Below are 17,212 nucleotides of genomic sequence, written 5' to 3'. Positions count from 1 at the left end.
TCTTTTTTTTATAGTATTTAACGGGGTAACCAGACAAGCTGGGTTTAGGGAGTATTACCTGTACATTTAGTATAAATGAAAATGTAATCGTTTTATTGATTGATTTGTGAGAAATATGTGAATTTTAATCTTTTCAAAAAATGCGTTCCAATTGAAGCGATTTGGTATAGATTTTTATGAATGCAAAAACTTTATAAGTTCTGCATTTAATTCATCCGCTTGATCAATTGGAGAGCCGTGACCGCTATTTGTAAGAGGATGTAACTGAGAATTTTTAATCTGCTTTTGCGTGAGTTCAGCGCTTTTGTAAGGGATAAGTTGATCGTGAACACCGTGGAATATTTTTGTTGGGACGTTAATTTCACTTAAATCTTTCGTTACATCTTCATTTGCGGCTGCTTGCAATATTTTGATGAGAGCGTAGGAAGCAGACTGCATACCGAGATAAGAAAACCATTCTAACGTAGCAGATCCTAAGTTTCTATTAAAAAATGATAAAGATACATCATTTAAAAATTTTGGCATATTGGCATACATTTGATTAATGAGGGTATCTGCTTGTTCTTTTGGGACACCATAGGGCGATTCTTGATTTTTAACGAAAGAGGGGGAAACAGCATCGACTAATACAAGTTTAGAAATACGATGGCCATTATAGCGGGACATGTACCGAATAGAAAGAGCACCACCTACTGAAAAACCGACTAATGTAGCATTTTCTACTTGAAGTGCTTCGAGAACAATGGCGATATCGTCTGCTAAACGATCGTATGTGTAACCAGTCCATGGTTTATCAGATTGCCCGTTTCCTCGTATATCCATAGCGATGCAGCGGAAACCATGCTGTGGTAACACATTGAGTTGATATTGGTACATTTGATGATTTAAAGGCCAGCCATGAACGAAAAACACGGTTTTACTACCGGGTCCAGGATTAACGTCTTGCACAAAAATATGCACATCTTTCTCGACGGTAACAAACATAAATTATCCCCCTAACCTATTCATATGCTCTATCCCAAAAGCGTTGTTTCGTCATGGCTTTAATAAATTTATTTGCAAGTTGCGTAGGGTTTTGTTCTATTAGGACGCCAGGCTTTCCTTCAATATTTAAAGATTGAATAACGGTAGATCCATTTTGAAAGGCACCAATTGGCTTAAAGTGATTATATGATTCTACGACAAATGAACTCGCTTTATTAAGAAACAGTTCATCAAGGTTTCCTCCAATAAGAAGTAGCCCGTCATAAAGAAGTGAAGATCCCGTTAAGAAAGTGTCATTCACGTCCCAACGTACATTTTGCGTTCCTTGCACAATACCTAATCGCTCGGAAACAATTACTGGCTGCAACCCAACTTGTTTGAATTGATTTAGTATATATTGCGCGTTTTGTCCGTCATATCCATTTGCAACAATGACACCTACTCGTAATGTATTAGGACTAAATGTCGTATTTGCCATACTGAGTGCTGGCGATGATTTCGTAACGCCCGATTCTTGAATATTTGGGACTTTTGCTCCGATCGCTTCAGCGACTAACGTAGCTAATTCAGTACTAATATGCCCAATCATAGTTACGACTTGTTGGCGGACCGATTTACTTTTTACTTTTCCTAATTCAAAGGAGAAGGCTTGCATAATATGAACCTTTTCGACGTTACTCATACTATTCCAAAATAAACGTGCTTGAGAGAAATGATCTTTGAAACTAGCGGCTGTTTCTCTCGTTTTATGCCCTGATACAGTAGAAGGATATGTAACGAACCCACCCTTTGTACCGGGGACAGTGTAAGGAGTGTTATTTGCTAAGGAATTATTATGGTAAGCAATTTTTCCTTTGTCGATTATATATTTAGATGCACCATCTCTTTGATTGTTGTGAAATGGGCATATCGGACGGTTAATCGGTAATTCTTGATAATTTGTACCGACGCGTGCCAATTGAGTGTCTGTATAAGAAAAGAGCCTACCTTGTAAGAGCGGATCATTTGTAAAATCAATACCACGGACGATACTTCCCGGATGAAGCGCGACTTGTTCCGTTTCAGCGAATACATTCTCGACGTTGCGATTTAATGTCATTTTCCCGATGATTTTAACGGGGAAATCTTCTTCAGGCCAAATTTTCGTCGCATCTAATATATCGAAAGCGTATTTAAATTCATCCTCTTCTTCTAAAATTTGAATGCCAAGTTCGTACTCAGGATAGTTTCCAGCATTAATATTTTCCCATAAATCACGGCGATGGTAATCTGGATCAGCACCACCTAATTTTTGCGCTTCATCCCAAATTAATGAGTGAATGCCGAGCTTCGGCTTCCAGTGAAATTTTACGAATTGTGACTTTCCATTTTTATTCACTAAGCGAAATGTATGAACGCCAAACCCTTGCATCATTCGAAAACTTCTTGGAATGGCACGATCAGACATAATCCACATCATCATCGCAGCCGATTCTTGGTTATTGGCGATGAAGTCCCAAAATGTATCATGTGCTGTTTGTCCCTGTGGAATCTCATTATGCGGTTCAGGTTTAAGGGCGTGAATAAGATCAGGGAATTTAATGCCATCTTGAATGAAAAAAATAGGAATATTGTTTCCTACTAAATCAAAATTTCCTTCTTCTGTATAAAATTTAACGGCGAACCCTCGTACATCTCGATTTGTTTCATTCGCCCCTTTTGATCCGGCTACTTCAGAGAAGCGAACGAAAAGGGGTGTTTTTTTTGAAGGGTCTTGTAAAAAGTGGGCCATTGTTAGCTCTTCTAAAGATTCATATAGCTCGAATATACCATGTGCACCATATCCACGTGCGTGAACGACTCTTTCAGGAATTCGTTCACGGTCAAAATGAGCAAGCTTTTCTCGCATTAGGAAATCTTCTAGAAGGGTAGGACCACGATCACCAGCGGTTAAAGTATTTTCATCATTTGAAATGGTAACACCTGTATTTGTCGTCATTTTCTTTCCTTCATTCTCACGCGTGAAGGATTCCAGTTGTTCTGTTTTTTTATTTTTTTTGCCGTCCACATAAAACACCTCCCATAATATACGTATTATTGTTTATAGCTTTTATGCTTATATAGCCTGAAGATACTTTGCTTTATTGGGATGATTTTCCTCAAATGTTCGATTTATCTTTGTTTGTCTATGAAAATCATTTATTATAATAAATGGTATTCTTCGAGATATTATTTTGAAGGGGTGTTGAAGTGAAAGGAAGTTTTCTATCATATAAAGAAGAAGAAAGGAATGCAAAAATTTTTTTATGGGTGCTATATGTCATTGTTGTTTCATACCAAATTTTCTATGCAATCGTATTAGAAAATAAATCATTAACGGATATGGGACATAGCATACTATGGCAAGTTATTTGCGGAACTGCAATACTCGGTGTGAATGTATATTTAATAAAAAAAGAGAAAGCGAACCTTGTTAAATATGCATGTGTATTTGCATACATAGGAATAGAAATCGTTAATATACTTTCGTATATGCTTTATAATGAGGCGGCATTTGATGGAGTAAATATAATAGAAATTATTTTCATCTTCTTTGTACCTATATTTTTAAATAAAAAATATTTTGTGTTTGTACTTTCGACAATTGTAGGGAAATATGTTATTTATTTATTCGTATTAAAGGAAGTAAAAGGATTTATGTTCCTCATTATGTATACACTCGTATTAATAGCGGCATACATCATTTTAAATCGATTTATACAATACCTTTCAGCGGTAAAGGAAAGTATTAAGATTGCTAGTGAATCACAAAAATTAGCAGTAATCGGAAAAATGGCAGCGACAGTGGGACATGAAATTAAAAATCCACTTGCTTCATTAAAAGGGTTTACGCAATTACAACGAGAGAAGCATGAGGAGGACCCTATTTACGAACAGATGATTTTTGAAATAGAAAATATGAATAATATGATAAGTGAGTTAATGGAAGTTGCTACATGTAAACCTTCTGTTTATAAGAAACATAATATAGGTGAAATTGCATTACAAGCAGTAAAAATTGTTCGCGAAAAAATGAATGAATCTAGCGTCCAGTTTATTTCTAATGTGGAAGAAAAGACGATAGAAGTTGAATGTGATGAGCGGAAAATAAGAGGAGTCTTTCTATATGTCATAAAAAATGCTCTGGAGGCAATGGAGCAAGGTGGCACATTAGAGTTACGGTTAGAAAACAAAGGACAAGATTATGTAATGCTAAGTGTAATTGATAATGGTTACGGTATTAAGAAAGAAAATTTAGCTCGTGTTAAAGAGGCCTTTTATACAACGAAACAAGATAAAATTGGCCTAGGACTTACTGTAGCGAATCGGCTTGTTACTGAGCAGCATCTTGGTGAATTACATATTTCAAGTGAAAGAGATATTGGAACTAGAATAGATATTATGCTCCCGAAGCAACGTGGAAATAATGAAATCCAAGAGGGAGAAAAGCTAGGAGTTACGATATGAATAAAGACGATATATTTAAAAATGAAGAAATGAAGGCACTGAAAATATTTTTAAGTTTATTTTTCATTATATTTTTTGTATACGATCTTGCCTACGAATTTATTGTACCTTTAATAGGAGGAGAGCAAGAAGGAGTAGGACAATTTGAAGATGGTTTAGGTTTATGGCTTTATTTTCTAATGGTGATTTTGTTTTGTATTGGAGTATACTTCATGAAATGGAAGAATCCATTTGCAGTGAAATATATTATTCTAATTGGATATAACCTATTAGATTTTATCCATAATTTTATGATTTACTACGGTAGTGATGCTGAGTTTGATGGTGGGAATATAGTAGAAGGATTTTTTATTTTATTTGCCCCACTCTTTGTGAACAAAAGGTATTTTTGGTTAGTTACTGGTATACTTGTTGGGAAATACGCTCTTATAGGAATCATTATTCACTCGTCACTCGTTTTAATCCCGATGGCATTATATAGCGTATTTACTATTATATGTTGGATTATGTTTTTAAGGTTTCAATCTTACGTTCGTACGCTTGAGATGATGGATAAAGAAATACAACAAACAGAAAAGCTAGCAACTGTTGGGAAAATGGCTACAGTTATTGGTTACAAAATTAGAAGACCTCTAGCTAATTTAGATAAATTTGTTAATAAGCAAGCAAATAAATATCCTGAGGATAAAATATATAGTGATATTATGAAACAAGAAGTAGAGCGAATTCATACAATCGCTACAGAACTTAGTGGATTTGAGAAATCTAAATCACTAGAATCAGAAGTTCATAATATAGAAGAAATTATCGCTTATGTTATTCGAGTTATGGGAAAGCCTGCTTTAAAGCAAGGAGTGCACATACAAGGTATTTATAGTAAAGACATACCATCGATTACATGCGATGAAAAACGATTAAAGCAAGTATTTTTTAATTTAATTAAAAATGCGATTGAAGCAATGTCAGTTGGCGGAACGATTACGATTAAAGTGACTGTAGAAGATGCAATCATTGTTCAAGTTAAGGATGAAGGTTGCGGTATTCCAAAAGACAAAATTCCAAAGTTAAATGAAGCTTTTTACACAACGAAAGAAACGGGAACAGGTTTAGGTTTAGTAGTTACAGAAAAAATTATTAAAGACCACAACGGTAAAATGAGTTTTGAAAGTGAAGTTGGGGTTGGAACGACTGTGAAGATTGTATTGCCAATGTAATGAAAAAATTTTTAAAAGGGAGATTACTTATTTGAGAGTGATCTCCTTTTTTTGTTAAATAAATTACTGTTAAGAAGGAACTAAATATTAGTGATTAGAAAAATAGAATATACAGCACTGGCAGTAATTCCAGGGTTAATATAAAGAGATATAGCATCCCCTCTTGAAACAGGGTTTCCAGTTGTAATGCTAGTCCAAGTTACAGTAGCCGGACCTACGGCTGGAGTAGGATTAAATACTTGAATTTGTCCTGATCCAGTATCCGTCGGTTTAATGGAAAATACTATAGTTCCGGTAATTTTGTCCGTGGTAGTTAAGGTAATAGTAGTTAAAATGTAACTGGAAGTAGGGGCAGTGAGGTTTGTTGGGACATTCCTGCAAATATCAATCGTATAAACAGCAGCAGGTAAGTTATTTACATTTATAGATGCAGCAAAGCCAACTACACTACCGTCTCCAGCAGTGACATATGGAATAACATTGGAGTCAATGCCAGGAGAACCCGCTATACGTTGAAAACCAGCATTTGTTCCTTGAAAAACAATACTTTTTGCTGATGCACTACCTGCAGTTCCAGTAGGCCCGGTAAATCCAGTAGGCCCGGTAAATCCAGTAGGCCCGGTAATGCCAGTAGAACCAGTAAATCCAGTAGGCCCGGTAATGCCAGTAGGCCCGGTAATGCCAGTAGGCCCGGTAAATCCAGTAGGCCCGGTAATGCCAGTAGGTCCGGTACTACCAGAAGGTCCAGTATTCCCCGTAGGCCCAGTACTGCCAGTAGATCCAGTATTCCCCGTAGGCCCAGTACTGCCAGAAGGTCCAGTATTCCCCGTAGGCCCAGTACTGCCAGAAGGTCCAGTATTTCCCGTAGGCCCAGTACTGCCAGTAGATCCAGTATTCCCCGTAGGCCCAGTACTGCCAGAAGGTCCAGTATTCCCCGTAGGCCCAGTACTGCCAGAAGGTCCAGTATTCCCCGTAGGCCCAGTACTGCCAGTAGATCCAGTATTCCCCGTAGGCCCAGTACTACCAGTAGATCCAGTATTCCCCGTAGGTCCAGTGATGCCGGAAGGTCCGGTACCGCCAGAAGGTCCAGTACTGCCAGTGTTTCCAGTAGGTCCGCTTTCTACTAATACGATATAATCTGGAGATACATTCGGAAATCCTTGAGGTGCATCTTTTTTTACAACATAGCCGCTGCTCGTATAAGTGACAACTTGTCCTTTTTTATAGGTGGGGGCGGCTGCTAGACTAAAGGCGGTAGTACTTTGGAAACCAGCTCCGGAAGGCCCGGCAGAGCCAGAAGGTCCAGTACTACCAGTGGGTCCGGTGTTCCCGGAAGGTCCAGTGATGCCGGCAGAGCCAGTGTTTCCAGTAGGTCCGGTGCTACCAGTGGGCCCGGTGTTTCCGTTAGAACTACTATTGCGTCTGCCGTCGCAACTAAAACAATTACGTGGGTACATGTATGTTCTCCTTTCTATATTTTGAAAAACTAGTTTTAAAAATAGAACCACTATATACATATTATGAATTCTATATTTTTGTGTGTTCAATCGTATTGTGTATAGATTTTAAAATATAGAGGAGAGTTGAATCGTTATAGAGCCAACGTTTCTCTTGTGGGCCGAAAGTAACACCCAAGTCAAAATTAAGCTGCAAATAAATCTTAAAGTGATTCTTATTTTTTCATAGCAAAATAAGAAGCGGTTAGGAAACAAATAAAGCCTAAAATCCAACCAATAGAAGGAGAATAAGGAAGTATATGTTGTAATAGCATTCCGCTAGAAATAAAAAAGCTACCGAGTAGGCCTAAGAAGATGGGGTATCGCAGTAATTTGAACATGAGTGATACAACCTCCTTTATTACATACATTGTATATTAGTCTTAATTTTCTGTATATAAATTTAAGAGAAAATGGTGGTACAATGTATGAAGGATATGAGAAGAGAGGATGAAGATTAACATATGTACGTTACTGTAACAGAAGCAGCATATAAAAAGATTATGGATACGATTCCAAATGAAGCGAAATATATAAAGTTATTTTACGATAATGAAGGTTGCGGTTGTGTAATGAGCGGAATTATCGATTTAGTAGCTGTAGCAGAAAAAGATGAGCGCGATGTGGATATCGAATCTAGCGCAATGAATTTTATCGCAGATCGCACAAAGCTTGTATTTATGGATGATAAGTTAACAGTTGATTGGCATGAAGTTGGAGGAACTTTTCAGCTGAAGAGCCCAAGCCAATTTTATAATCCAAATATGAAGTTACACGTTCGAGTGTAAGAAAGAAAAGGTGGTCCAAAATATTTTTGGACCATCTTTTTATTATATAAGGTACTATTATTTTCGTTTTTTGTTGATAAGTCGATATATTCGAAAAATCGTCGATATAAGTTTATGTACCAAACAAAGCAAACCTCTCCATACAATACAAAGATTTTTTCACATAATGAAATGTACATGTGATTGAATTTTCTGTATAATCTTATTTGCGGAGGGGATATGCATGAGAAGATGGGGGATTGAGTTATTAATTTTAGCAGTCGTTATTATTTGGGGGATTAATTTTACGATTGCTAAATATGGACTTTTAGAATTTACAGCAATTGAGTTTACTGCACTTCGGATGATATCAGCGGCACCGCTTATGTTACTCCTTACATTTTTTATTGAAAAGTCGGTTTATATGGAACGAAAGGATATACCTAGATTAATCATCGTTAGTGTTGTAGGTATTGTACTGTATCAAACGTTATTTATGGAAACTGTCAAATATACGTCCGCTACAAATGCCTCTTTACTCATTTCTATTTCACCTATTTTTACAACTGTATTTGCTATTTTTTTGAAACAAGAAAAGTTTTCTTCTCGAAAGCTCATCGGTTCTATAATTGCCTTTGGTGGTGCCGCATTAGTTTTAGTAGCAGGGCATTCGCTTGCTAGTTCTTTTTATGGTAACGGAATTGGACTTATTACATCAATATGCTGGGGGCTTTATCCTGTTTTAGCAGGTCCATTAATTAAAAAATATTCAGCACTACGTGTTACCGCATGGTCAGCATTAGTTGGCGCGATTCCGCTTTTATTGTTAAGTGGACCACATGTATTTATAATGCCATTTCACATTACACATGGAATGACACTATTCGCTTTACTATATTCCATTTTCTTTGTAACAGTATTTGGTTTAGTGATGTGGTATGTTGGTATTCAAAAAATTGGCGCGTCACATACGATGGTATATATGTATATAACGCCACTTGTAGCTGTTTTATTTGCAGCTATATGGGCAAATGAATATGTATCATTTCAACAAATAATCGGTGGAATTATTATTTTCTTCGGTCTATGGTTTGTGAAATCGGAGAAAGTAAAAATTCATTCTACTGCGGGGGAACCTATATCAAAATAGGAAAACAGATCATCTATGATCTGCTTTCCTATTTTTTTATTTTTGGTAAGAAGACGAGAAATAAGATAGCAGTAATAAGTGGAATTAAGTTTAAAAATGGAATACGGAAGAGTGTGATAAGAATAATACCTGGAAGAAGAACACCGAGGACAGCGTAGAAAATACTATGATTTTTCGTGTACCAATACAATGAAAGTCCAATAAGTGCAGGGATAATGAGGTGAATGAGAGCCATTAAAAAATAAATCATTAGACGCCCCCTTTATTTGTGTACTTATTACATCATATCCGTATGTTCATAGATTGATATCACTTTTTTCATAAATGGACGAAAAATGTTTGGAAAAACGTCACAAATTATGAGAATATGATGTTTGAAATCTTGTATAATATTATTTCCTGAAAACATTCAAACAACATAAACATACTGTTTATGTTGTTTTTAATTTGAGTGAAATGAATTTTAAGTAGTATGAACTCGAAAGAAATGAGTTATACAGCTTTTGTTGGATAGATAAAAATTACTGAAGAGGAGAACAGCATGATTAGTATGTCATTAAGATCATTTAAAATTCAATCGTATTATTTACTAGGTTTTCTTTTGCTAGGATGGATGTTAACACCGTTTTCAGCTCATTTTCTAGGTGCTGGAATTGGACTTATCGTAAGTATGTATTGTGTTTGGCTTTTAGGGAGACGAATTGAGAAGCTTGGAGATAGTATCGTAAAGAAAACGAAAGCACCGATGCTCGGTATGTTTAATCGTTTTGCAGCTGCCATTTTGGGCGCTGTTATTATGTACGAAATTGAGCACCACATGGTTATGTGGGCATTTGCAGTAGGGATTCTGGGTGGTTATTTCTTAATCGTTGTGAATTTAGGCTACTATAGTATGAAAGATGAGGAAGAATTAACAAAGGGCTAAAAAGATAAAAAGCCTCTTTTTAGATGGAATAGAGGGTCCGGCGAGGGGGAGTTACAATAGGAAGCATAATTTTGCATAAAATACAGGTTTCTGCTTCCTATAAGCTAACATGAAATCACATATTAGTATGACTCTTATGTTCTTTAAAAAAGGTGGATATAATACAACAAATTATTCCGGTAATTAGAATAATATATTTTATCGTTTCATTTGTATGCTCAAATAAATTAACGTTAAGCATCACAAGTCCCCAAAACATTTGGATCGCTCCGTAACTGAATAAAATTTTTCCTGTACGAGAAAAATTTTCCATAGGCCTCATCCTTTCCTGTATATGTAAATTGTATCATAAAAAAATAATAATGAATGATTATAAAATGAATTTTCTGTAAAATTTGGATGTTGGTATGTAATTTTACGAACTAAGTCATAGATGAAGAGATAAGATATAGAAAGAAGCTTACGTTAAAAACGTAAGCTTCTTTTTTATGTAAGTGTGTATAACCGTAAAGCCGCATTGGGTTTTGTCGGTGAGTACGCGGAACTTTACGGTTACACGGCACTTATTCATATGAGTAAAAGGGGTATTCCAACAGAAAGTTTGTACTTAAGCGATTGGACCGCCTAAGTTAATAATATCTTCAGAAACGCTGTCGAACTTTTTGAAGTTCTCTTTGAATTCGCTCGCAAGCTCGATTGCTTTCTCTTTATAAGCAGCTTTATCAGCCCAAGTTTGTTCAGGCATTAACACTTCGTCAGGTACACCTGGTACGTGAAGTGGAACTTCAAGACCGAAGATGTCATGTTTAGCTGTTTCAGTTTTCGCAAGTTCGCCGCTTAATGCAGCTTGAATCATTGCACGAGTGTAACCTAAGTTCATACGTTTACCAATGCCGTATTCGCCACCAGTCCAGCCAGTGTTTACTAAGAATACTTTCGCATCGTGTTTCTCGATTTTTTCACCAAGCATTTCAGCATAGCGAGATGCATCAAGTGGTAAGAATGGTGAACCGAAGCAAGTTGAGAATGTTGCTTGCGGAGATGTAACGCCGCGCTCTGTTCCTGCTAGTTTACTAGTGTAACCACTTAAGAAATGATACATAGCTTGTTCTTTTGATAACTTACTGATTGGAGGCAATACGCCAGATGCATCAGCAGTTAAGAAAATGATTGTATTTGGGTGTCCAGCAACACTTGGCAGTACGATATTGTCAATCGCATGCATAGGGTATGCAGCACGAGTATTTTCTGTTAAAGTAGTATCGTTATAGTCTGCGATACGCGTTTGGTTATTAATGATAACGTTTTCTAAAACAGATCCAAATTTGATTGCATCGAAAATTTGTGGTTCTTTCTCGTGAGAAAGGTTTACACATTTTGCGTAGCAACCGCCTTCAATATTGAATACACCGTTATCAGACCAACCATGCTCATCATCACCGATTAATTTACGGTGTGGATCAGCAGATAATGTTGTTTTACCTGTTCCAGATAAACCGAAGAATAGTGCTACGTCACCTTCTTCACCTACGTTTGCAGAGCAGTGCATAGAAAGAATATCTTGTTCAGGTAGTAAGAAGTTCATAATAGAGAAGATTGATTTTTTCATTTCTCCAGCGTATTCTGTACCACCAATTAGTACGATACGTTTTTCGAATGAAACCATAATGAATGCTTCAGAGTTTGTACCGTCAACAGCTGGATCAGCTTTGAAATTCGGTGCAGAAACAATTGTGAACTCTGATTCATGAGTTGTTAATTCTTCTTCAGTTGGACGAATGAATAATTGATGTACAAATAAATTGTGCCATGCATATTCGTTAATAACTTGAATTGGTAGGCGGTAATTGCGGTCAGCGCCTGCAAATCCATTGAAGATGAATAACTCTTCTTTTTCTTTTAAGTATTCTAAAACTTTAGTGTATAATTTATTAAAATGTTCTTCAGAAATCGGTTGATTCACTGCTCCCCAAGCAATTTTGTCAGCAACCGATGCTTCTTTCACAATAAATTTATCTTTAGGAGAACGTCCTGTATATTTTCCTGTTGAAGCAGAAACGGCACCAGTAGAAGTTAATTTCCCTTCATTTCGCATTAATACTTTTTCCACTAATTGCGGAACACTTAGTTGAATCTGTGCATTGCTTCCGTTCAATAATTCGTGTAAACCAATTTGGACATTCACAGTACTCATATTTATATACCATCCTTTTCATTTAATGAAATATTTCTCGTAATCCCCAACAAGAGTATAACACAATTATATAAATAATGTATACTATTTATTTCTTTTTGTTTGTGTGAATGTATTATTTCCTTATTAATATTTCATTCCAGGCGTATTGAGAAAAACTTTCAGGAAAATGTGAATATTAATTGACAAATGAATATCATTTCTTTAGTATAGGTTGGGACGGATACTCTCTTATCCCGAGCTGGCGGAGGGACAGGCCCGATGAAGCCCAGCAACCTCACTTGTAGTGGTAAATACAGGTGAATAGGTGCTAAAACCTGTGCGAGGCTAACGGTCTCGAACGATAAGAGCAAAGGGCAAAAAGCAGTATGCAAGTAGCAAATTAAACCTTTCCTCTATGTAAAGTAGGAAAGGTTTTTCTGTATGCTTGTGTGGGAGAATAAATGTATGTCGCAGTTTGTGGCAAATTAAGGATGAGTTCCGTACAATATATACAATTACTGTAGGGAGGTTTACCACATGACAAAAAAACGTCATCTGTTCACATCTGAGTCTGTAACTGAAGGACATCCAGATAAAATTTGTGACCAAATTTCTGATTCAATTTTAGATGCGATCTTATCAAAGGACGCAAATGCACGTGTAGCTTGTGAAACAACTGTAACAACTGGTTTAGTATTGGTAGCGGGGGAAATTACGACTTCTACTTACGTAGATATTCCAAAAATCGTTCGTGAAACAATTCAAGGCATTGGTTACACACGCGCAAAATACGGATTCGATGCAGAAACTTGTGCAGTTTTAACATCTATCGATGAGCAATCTGCTGACATCGCTATGGGTGTTGACCAAGCGCTAGAAGCACGCGAAGGTCTAATGACTGACGCTGAGATTGAGGCAATTGGTGCGGGAGACCAAGGTTTAATGTTTGGCTTCGCATGTAATGAAACACAAGAATTAATGCCACTTCCAATCTCGCTTGCTCACAAATTAGCTCGCCGTTTAACTGAAGTACGTAAAGATGACACATTATCATACTTACGTCCGGATGGAAAAACGCAAGTTACAGTTGAGTATGATGAAAATGGTAAACCTGTACGTGTAGATACAATCGTAATTTCTACACAGCATCATCCAGATGTTACATGGGAAGAAATCGATCGCGATTTAAAAGAGCATGTAATTAAAGCTGTAGTTCCAGCAGAATTAATGGATGGAGAAACGAAATTCTTCATTAACCCAACTGGCCGCTTCGTAATTGGTGGACCACAAGGTGATGCTGGTTTAACAGGACGTAAAATCATCGTTGATACTTATGGTGGATACGCTCGCCACGGTGGCGGTGCATTCTCTGGTAAAGATGCAACGAAAGTTGACCGTTCTGCAGCATATGCAGCTCGTTATGTTGCGAAAAACATCGTAGCAGCTGGTCTTGCTGACAAAGCAGAAGTACAACTTGCATACGCAATTGGTGTAGCACAACCAGTATCAATTTCAGTTGATACATTCGGGACTGGTAAAGTATCTGAAGACGTACTAGTAGAACTAGTTCGTAACAACTTCGATCTTCGCCCAGCTGGTATTATTAAAATGCTAGACTTACGTCGCCCAATTTATAAACAAACAGCAGCTTACGGCCACTTCGGACGTACTGATGTAGACCTAACATGGGAACGTACAGACAAAGCTGCAGCTTTAAAAGAGCAAGCTGGTCTATAATATATGAAAAAAAGCTTTGCGCCGTGAGCGCAAAGCTTTTTTTATTTTGTTTTACTTCCAATTTGAATACATGAGCTACAATACACTTCGCCGTATAGCTCAATATACTTTTTCATATTCGTCATACTATTTGCTGGAAAGGGCATATGAATCCATGCTTTTTCATACGTTTGTATTTCTTTTTTACATGATTTACAAAGGATTGGTTTCTTCTGGAACATATGTAATCAACCTTTCATTTGACGTGCTTTACCCGCGCAAAAGGCACTGCATAGTAAAAATAGTGTTGCGAATATAATGCTTACTAATGTAGCGTATGGAATTGCGCCTTTTAGAGAAAAGCCGACAGTAATGGAAGCGACGAATAAGAGGATGAATGTTGTTGTTAGTTTTTTATAAAGTTCCATAATATGTAGACCTCCTTATTTAGAGATAGAACGTTTAAAAATAAAATCTATTATATAGGCAAGTACGAGAGGAATTAATGTGCTAGTCAAATAGTAACGAATACCACCATCAGGCAAAAGTACATACAATTTTAAAAAGTTAATATCGAACCCGTAAGCGATACATTGAAAAAGGGATAATATAATTAGGAATGGTATAATGGGTACGGATCGTTTCATATTTTGAATCATGTAAAGCTCCTTTATATGGATAAACATACTTATATTGTATCATGTTGAATTCTTTGCTTCATACATAATTTTACAATAAAATGAAAGGGAAGATGAAAAATGAGTGTAACTGAACATAAAAAACAAGCTCCAAAAGAAGTGCGTTGTAAGATCGTGACGATTTCCGATACACGTACGGAAGAGACAGATAAGAGCGGACAACTATTACATGAATTGTTAAAAGAAGCGGGACATAAAGTAACTTCTTATGAAATTGTAAAAGATGATAAAGAAAGTATTCAGCAAGCGGTGTTAGCTGGTTATCATAAGGAAGATGTAGATGTTGTATTAACAAATGGCGGTACTGGTATTACGAAACGCGATGTCACAATTGAAGCAGTATCAGCGTTATTACATAAAGAAATTGTCGGATTTGGTGAGCTGTTCCGTATGATTAGTTATTTAGAAGATATCGGAAGCAGCGCAATGTTAAGTAGAGCGATTGGTGGTACAATTGGGCGCAAAGTAGTTTTCTCGATGCCAGGATCGAGCGGAGCAGTTCGCCTTGCGATGAATAAATTAATTTTACCGGAATTAGGTCATATTACATTTGAGCTGCATCGCCAATGAGTAAGTATGCTGGAATTGTATTAGCAGGCGGTATGTCGAGTCGATTCGGTGAGCCGAAAGCGTTAGCAATTTGGAAGGGAACTACTTTTGTTGAGCATATTGTGAAAGTGATGGGAACTACTTTGCAAGACATTGTAGTAATTAGCCATACTGATATAAAAGAGCGAGTAGAGCAACTCGTACAAGTTCCTGTTATAGAAGATATTCCGCATTATAAAGGAAATGGACCGCTTGCCGGCATTGTATCAGGTATGGAATATATAGAAGCAGATTGGTACGCTATTATGCCTTGCGATGCACCAAACGTTTCGCCAGAGTGGCTTACCATTTTACTAGAGCAAACGAGTAATGAATATGATGCGGTTGTACCTATTATTAATGGAAGAAAACAACCGTTACTTGCAGCGTATCATAACCGTGTGAAAGAAAAGATGTATGCTTTGCTTCAGGAAGAAAAAAGAAGTGTGGGCCAGCTTTTATCACAATGTAATGTAAAGTATGTTGTTGGAGAAGATGTACAAGCGCATGCGGATTGGTTTATAAATGTGAATACGAAAGAAGAATATGTGCAGGCTCAAAAAAACCTTTCAAATGAATGAAAGGTTTTTTAGTATACAGAAATTGGGGAACAATTACTGTATAAAGGTATGTGAGTAAGTTGATTTTAAGGGGAATTCTTAAAATCAATATACAGTTAAAATACTGTATAACCATATATTAATTTTTATGGGTTTTTATTACAAGTCTGTTTAGTTATGTTTATTTTTGATATAATGAATATAGAAATAAAACAATGTTTAACCTTATGTATCATTTATGAAACTAAAATTTATAACTGTGTAATAAACTCCCTTCGTCTAGTTGAAGGGAGCTCTTCTGTTTAAGCGAGTAATTCTGATGCGGTGTTCTGAAGGACGGTTTCGTATTGGTCAAGTAACCCACGGAAAATCTCATCCCAGCTTTTTGTTTTGGCATAAGATGAAGCCGCTATGCTCATTTGCATAAGTTGCTCTTCATTTCGCAATAAAGAATGGATGGATGATAGAAATGAATCCGCATGTTTGGGCGGGCAAAGAACTCCTGTCTGTCCATCCGTAATAATATTTTTAACCCCGCCACTATTTGCACCGATGACAGGTGTACCGCATGCAAGTGATTCGAGTACGACATTTCCGAACGTTTCAGTAGCGGATGGAAATACCATGATGTTAGAACAAGCATATGCTTCAGCTAAATCCTTACCTTGTAAATATCCAGTAAAAGTGACATTTGTATTCGGAACAGCTTCACGTAAATTTATTGCTAGAGGACCGTCTCCTGCAATGAGCCAATGAATATCGTTTCGAGTATGCGCTGTTTTCGCAATAAGGTGTTGTAACGTATCAATATCTTTTTCAGGGGCAAGCCGTCCAACATAGGAAAGGACATACTTCGCTGTAATATTATATTTTTTTCGGAATAGGTCTGTATTGTAAGATGGATGAAAGAGTGTGCAATCTACACCACGTCCCCATATGGAGAGGGAATGAAAGCCTTTATTTTTTAGTTGGTGTAACGTTTCAAAGGAAGGAACGAAATTTTTTTGCATATGGCTATGAAACCATTTTAAATAGTTCCAAAGCATGTTAGAGAGAAATTCGATTTTGTAATAGCGTAAATAAGCATCGAAATCAGTATGATAAGAACCGACAACTGGGATGTTTAACTTTTTTGCATAATACAATCCACAAAGTCCCATGTTGAAAGGTGTAGCAATGTGAATAATGTCAGGTTTAAAGGAAAGAAGTTCTCGTTTAATGCGCGGAGTAGGAAAAGAAAAGCGGCATTCTGGATATAATATTGTTAACGGGATACTTCTCATCTTGTTCACATTAGCTACGAAATTATCTTCAGCTGTATGCTGAGGGGCGAAAACAGAATAGGCGATCTTTTCTTTCTGAAAGTAACGTGTTAATCGTTCTAATGTTTTCGCAACTCCGTTAACTTGTGGCGTAAAAGTATCGGTAAAAATGGCGACTCTCATCATATCA

The 17,212-nt window shown here is 36.8% G+C and carries 19 protein-coding genes and 1 riboswitch; of the genes, 8 read left to right on the top strand and 11 right to left on the bottom strand.

Going from position 1 to position 17,212, the window contains the following annotated elements; all coding sequences use genetic code 11:
* Window positions 1-174 precede the first annotated feature (174 nt).
* Together ACU8YW_RS23805 and ACU8YW_RS23800 are read right to left on the bottom strand one after the other, a co-directional pair.
* Window positions 175-984, bottom strand: coding sequence for an alpha/beta fold hydrolase (locus tag ACU8YW_RS23805; protein WP_426934118.1), 810 nt, complete (start codon window positions 982-984; stop codon window positions 175-177).
* Window positions 985-1,000: 16 nt separating this feature from the next.
* On the bottom strand, window positions 1,001-3,031 hold the full coding sequence (locus ACU8YW_RS23800; RefSeq protein ID WP_426934117.1) for a catalase: 2,031 nt from the start codon (window positions 3,029-3,031) through the stop codon (window positions 1,001-1,003).
* Window positions 3,032-3,213: 182 nt separating this feature from the next.
* Here ACU8YW_RS23800 and ACU8YW_RS23795 point away from each other — a divergent pair, with 182 nt between their 5' ends.
* Window positions 3,214-4,470 carry an ATP-binding protein gene (locus ACU8YW_RS23795; protein WP_088064634.1) on the top strand — a complete coding sequence of 419 codons (1,257 nt, stop codon included), beginning with the start codon at window positions 3,214-3,216 and terminating at the stop codon, window positions 4,468-4,470.
* A complete protein-coding gene (locus ACU8YW_RS23790) occupies window positions 4,467-5,684 on the top strand; it encodes an ATP-binding protein (RefSeq protein WP_046958663.1) in 1,218 nt (405 codons plus the stop codon). The genes ACU8YW_RS23795 and ACU8YW_RS23790 overlap by 4 nt, the downstream gene beginning before the upstream one ends.
* 80 nt (window positions 5,685-5,764) lie before the next feature.
* Here the strand turns inward: ACU8YW_RS23790 and ACU8YW_RS23785 are convergent, their stop codons facing one another.
* Both ACU8YW_RS23785 and ACU8YW_RS23780 read right to left on the bottom strand, forming a co-directional pair.
* Window positions 5,765-7,141: a collagen-like protein gene (locus tag ACU8YW_RS23785; protein ID WP_446894014.1), complete on the bottom strand. Its 1,377-nt coding sequence runs from the start codon at window positions 7,139-7,141 to the stop codon at window positions 5,765-5,767.
* A gap of 215 nt (window positions 7,142-7,356) precedes the next feature.
* Window positions 7,357-7,521, bottom strand: a complete 165-nt coding sequence (locus ACU8YW_RS23780; protein WP_087984879.1) for a hypothetical protein — start codon at window positions 7,519-7,521, stop codon at window positions 7,357-7,359.
* 123 nt (window positions 7,522-7,644) lie between these two features.
* Between ACU8YW_RS23780 and ACU8YW_RS23775 the strand changes: the two genes are divergently transcribed.
* Together ACU8YW_RS23775 and ACU8YW_RS23770 are read left to right on the top strand one after the other, a co-directional pair.
* Window positions 7,645-7,968 (top strand): iron-sulfur cluster biosynthesis family protein, encoded by a 324-nt coding sequence (locus tag ACU8YW_RS23775; protein ID WP_048540845.1) that lies wholly within the window; start codon window positions 7,645-7,647, stop codon window positions 7,966-7,968.
* 223 nt (window positions 7,969-8,191) lie between these two features.
* Window positions 8,192-9,097, top strand: coding sequence for a DMT family transporter (locus ACU8YW_RS23770; RefSeq protein WP_048540844.1), 906 nt, complete (start codon window positions 8,192-8,194; stop codon window positions 9,095-9,097).
* Between the two features lie 28 nt (window positions 9,098-9,125).
* Here the strand turns inward: ACU8YW_RS23770 and ACU8YW_RS23765 are convergent, their stop codons facing one another.
* Window positions 9,126-9,347, bottom strand: coding sequence for a hypothetical protein (locus ACU8YW_RS23765; protein ID WP_000639043.1), 222 nt, complete (start codon window positions 9,345-9,347; stop codon window positions 9,126-9,128).
* A 291-nt stretch (window positions 9,348-9,638) separates the two neighbouring features.
* Here ACU8YW_RS23765 and ACU8YW_RS23760 point away from each other — a divergent pair, with 291 nt between their 5' ends.
* On the top strand, window positions 9,639-10,022 hold the full coding sequence (locus ACU8YW_RS23760) for an ATP synthase subunit I (RefSeq protein WP_147786566.1): 384 nt from the start codon (window positions 9,639-9,641) through the stop codon (window positions 10,020-10,022).
* 115 nt (window positions 10,023-10,137) lie between these two features.
* Here ACU8YW_RS23760 and ACU8YW_RS23755 read toward each other — a convergent pair whose 3' ends face one another.
* Together ACU8YW_RS23755 and pckA are read right to left on the bottom strand one after the other, a co-directional pair.
* Entirely contained in the window at window positions 10,138-10,335 is a 198-nt protein-coding gene (locus ACU8YW_RS23755) for a hypothetical protein (protein WP_147786567.1), read from the bottom strand.
* A 294-nt stretch (window positions 10,336-10,629) separates the two neighbouring features.
* Window positions 10,630-12,216: a phosphoenolpyruvate carboxykinase (ATP) gene (pckA, locus tag ACU8YW_RS23750; protein ID WP_048540837.1), complete on the bottom strand. Its 1,587-nt coding sequence runs from the start codon at window positions 12,214-12,216 to the stop codon at window positions 10,630-10,632.
* 228 nt (window positions 12,217-12,444) lie between these two features.
* Window positions 12,445-12,566: riboswitch (SAM riboswitch) on the top strand.
* 169 nt (window positions 12,567-12,735) lie between these two features.
* On the opposite strand from pckA, the gene metK reads away from it, so the two are divergent.
* On the top strand, window positions 12,736-13,935 hold the full coding sequence (gene metK, locus ACU8YW_RS23745; protein WP_000163113.1) for a methionine adenosyltransferase: 1,200 nt from the start codon (window positions 12,736-12,738) through the stop codon (window positions 13,933-13,935).
* A gap of 41 nt (window positions 13,936-13,976) precedes the next feature.
* Here metK and ACU8YW_RS23740 read toward each other — a convergent pair whose 3' ends face one another.
* From ACU8YW_RS23740 to ACU8YW_RS23730, 3 genes are read right to left on the bottom strand one after another with little or no spacing between them, the layout of a single operon-like run.
* Window positions 13,977-14,156 (bottom strand): hypothetical protein, encoded by a 180-nt coding sequence (locus ACU8YW_RS23740; protein ID WP_088064630.1) that lies wholly within the window; start codon window positions 14,154-14,156, stop codon window positions 13,977-13,979.
* Between the two features lie 6 nt (window positions 14,157-14,162).
* Window positions 14,163-14,342, bottom strand: a complete 180-nt coding sequence (locus tag ACU8YW_RS23735; protein WP_088064629.1) for a hypothetical protein — start codon at window positions 14,340-14,342, stop codon at window positions 14,163-14,165.
* Window positions 14,343-14,357: 15 nt separating this feature from the next.
* Window positions 14,358-14,573, bottom strand: a complete 216-nt coding sequence (locus ACU8YW_RS23730) for a hypothetical protein (RefSeq protein WP_088064628.1) — start codon at window positions 14,571-14,573, stop codon at window positions 14,358-14,360.
* A 99-nt stretch (window positions 14,574-14,672) separates the two neighbouring features.
* Here ACU8YW_RS23730 and ACU8YW_RS23725 point away from each other — a divergent pair, with 99 nt between their 5' ends.
* Both ACU8YW_RS23725 and ACU8YW_RS23720 read left to right on the top strand, forming a co-directional pair.
* The gene (locus tag ACU8YW_RS23725; protein WP_000117127.1) at window positions 14,673-15,182 is read left to right on the top strand and encodes a MogA/MoaB family molybdenum cofactor biosynthesis protein; all 510 of its coding nucleotides are present in this window, start codon (window positions 14,673-14,675) and stop codon (window positions 15,180-15,182) included.
* On the top strand, window positions 15,179-15,781 hold the full coding sequence (locus ACU8YW_RS23720; protein WP_426934115.1) for a molybdenum cofactor guanylyltransferase: 603 nt from the start codon (window positions 15,179-15,181) through the stop codon (window positions 15,779-15,781). The genes ACU8YW_RS23725 and ACU8YW_RS23720 overlap by 4 nt, the downstream gene beginning before the upstream one ends.
* A 281-nt stretch (window positions 15,782-16,062) precedes the next feature.
* Here the strand turns inward: ACU8YW_RS23720 and ACU8YW_RS23715 are convergent, their stop codons facing one another.
* Window positions 16,063-17,205 (bottom strand): glycosyltransferase family 4 protein, encoded by a 1,143-nt coding sequence (locus tag ACU8YW_RS23715; RefSeq protein WP_097889169.1) that lies wholly within the window; start codon window positions 17,203-17,205, stop codon window positions 16,063-16,065.
* Window positions 17,206-17,212: the final 7 nt, after the last annotated feature.

It is taken from the genome of Bacillus pretiosus (assembly GCF_052947655.1).
Note: the sequence above shows the minus strand (reverse complement) of the source record. Positions and strands in the feature narration are given on the sequence as shown.

Coding starts and splice junctions, on each gene's coding strand:
- ACU8YW_RS23735 (WP_088064629.1), bottom strand. CDS start 14,342: ATGGAACTTTATAAAAAACTAACAACAACATTCATCCTCTTATTCGTC.
- ACU8YW_RS23780 (WP_087984879.1), bottom strand. CDS start 7,521: ATGTTCAAATTACTGCGATACCCCATCTTCTTAGGCCTACTCGGTAGC.
- ACU8YW_RS23805 (WP_426934118.1), bottom strand. CDS start 984: ATGTTTGTTACCGTCGAGAAAGATGTGCATATTTTTGTGCAAGACGTT.
- ACU8YW_RS23790 (WP_046958663.1), top strand. CDS start 4,467: ATGAATAAAGACGATATATTTAAAAATGAAGAAATGAAGGCACTGAAA.
- ACU8YW_RS23720 (WP_426934115.1), top strand. CDS start 15,179: ATGAGTAAGTATGCTGGAATTGTATTAGCAGGCGGTATGTCGAGTCGA.
- ACU8YW_RS23770 (WP_048540844.1), top strand. CDS start 8,192: ATGAGAAGATGGGGGATTGAGTTATTAATTTTAGCAGTCGTTATTATT.
- ACU8YW_RS23740 (WP_088064630.1), bottom strand. CDS start 14,156: ATGTTCCAGAAGAAACCAATCCTTTGTAAATCATGTAAAAAAGAAATA.
- metK (WP_000163113.1), top strand. CDS start 12,736: ATGACAAAAAAACGTCATCTGTTCACATCTGAGTCTGTAACTGAAGGA.
- ACU8YW_RS23760 (WP_147786566.1), top strand. CDS start 9,639: ATGATTAGTATGTCATTAAGATCATTTAAAATTCAATCGTATTATTTA.
- ACU8YW_RS23715 (WP_097889169.1), bottom strand. CDS start 17,205: ATGAGAGTCGCCATTTTTACCGATACTTTTACGCCACAAGTTAACGGA.
- pckA (WP_048540837.1), bottom strand. CDS start 12,216: ATGAGTACTGTGAATGTCCAAATTGGTTTACACGAATTATTGAACGGA.
- ACU8YW_RS23765 (WP_000639043.1), bottom strand. CDS start 9,347: ATGATTTATTTTTTAATGGCTCTCATTCACCTCATTATCCCTGCACTT.
- ACU8YW_RS23730 (WP_088064628.1), bottom strand. CDS start 14,573: ATGATTCAAAATATGAAACGATCCGTACCCATTATACCATTCCTAATT.
- ACU8YW_RS23755 (WP_147786567.1), bottom strand. CDS start 10,335: ATGGAAAATTTTTCTCGTACAGGAAAAATTTTATTCAGTTACGGAGCG.
- ACU8YW_RS23725 (WP_000117127.1), top strand. CDS start 14,673: ATGAGTGTAACTGAACATAAAAAACAAGCTCCAAAAGAAGTGCGTTGT.
- ACU8YW_RS23775 (WP_048540845.1), top strand. CDS start 7,645: ATGTACGTTACTGTAACAGAAGCAGCATATAAAAAGATTATGGATACG.
- ACU8YW_RS23785 (WP_446894014.1), bottom strand. CDS start 7,141: ATGTACCCACGTAATTGTTTTAGTTGCGACGGCAGACGCAATAGTAGT.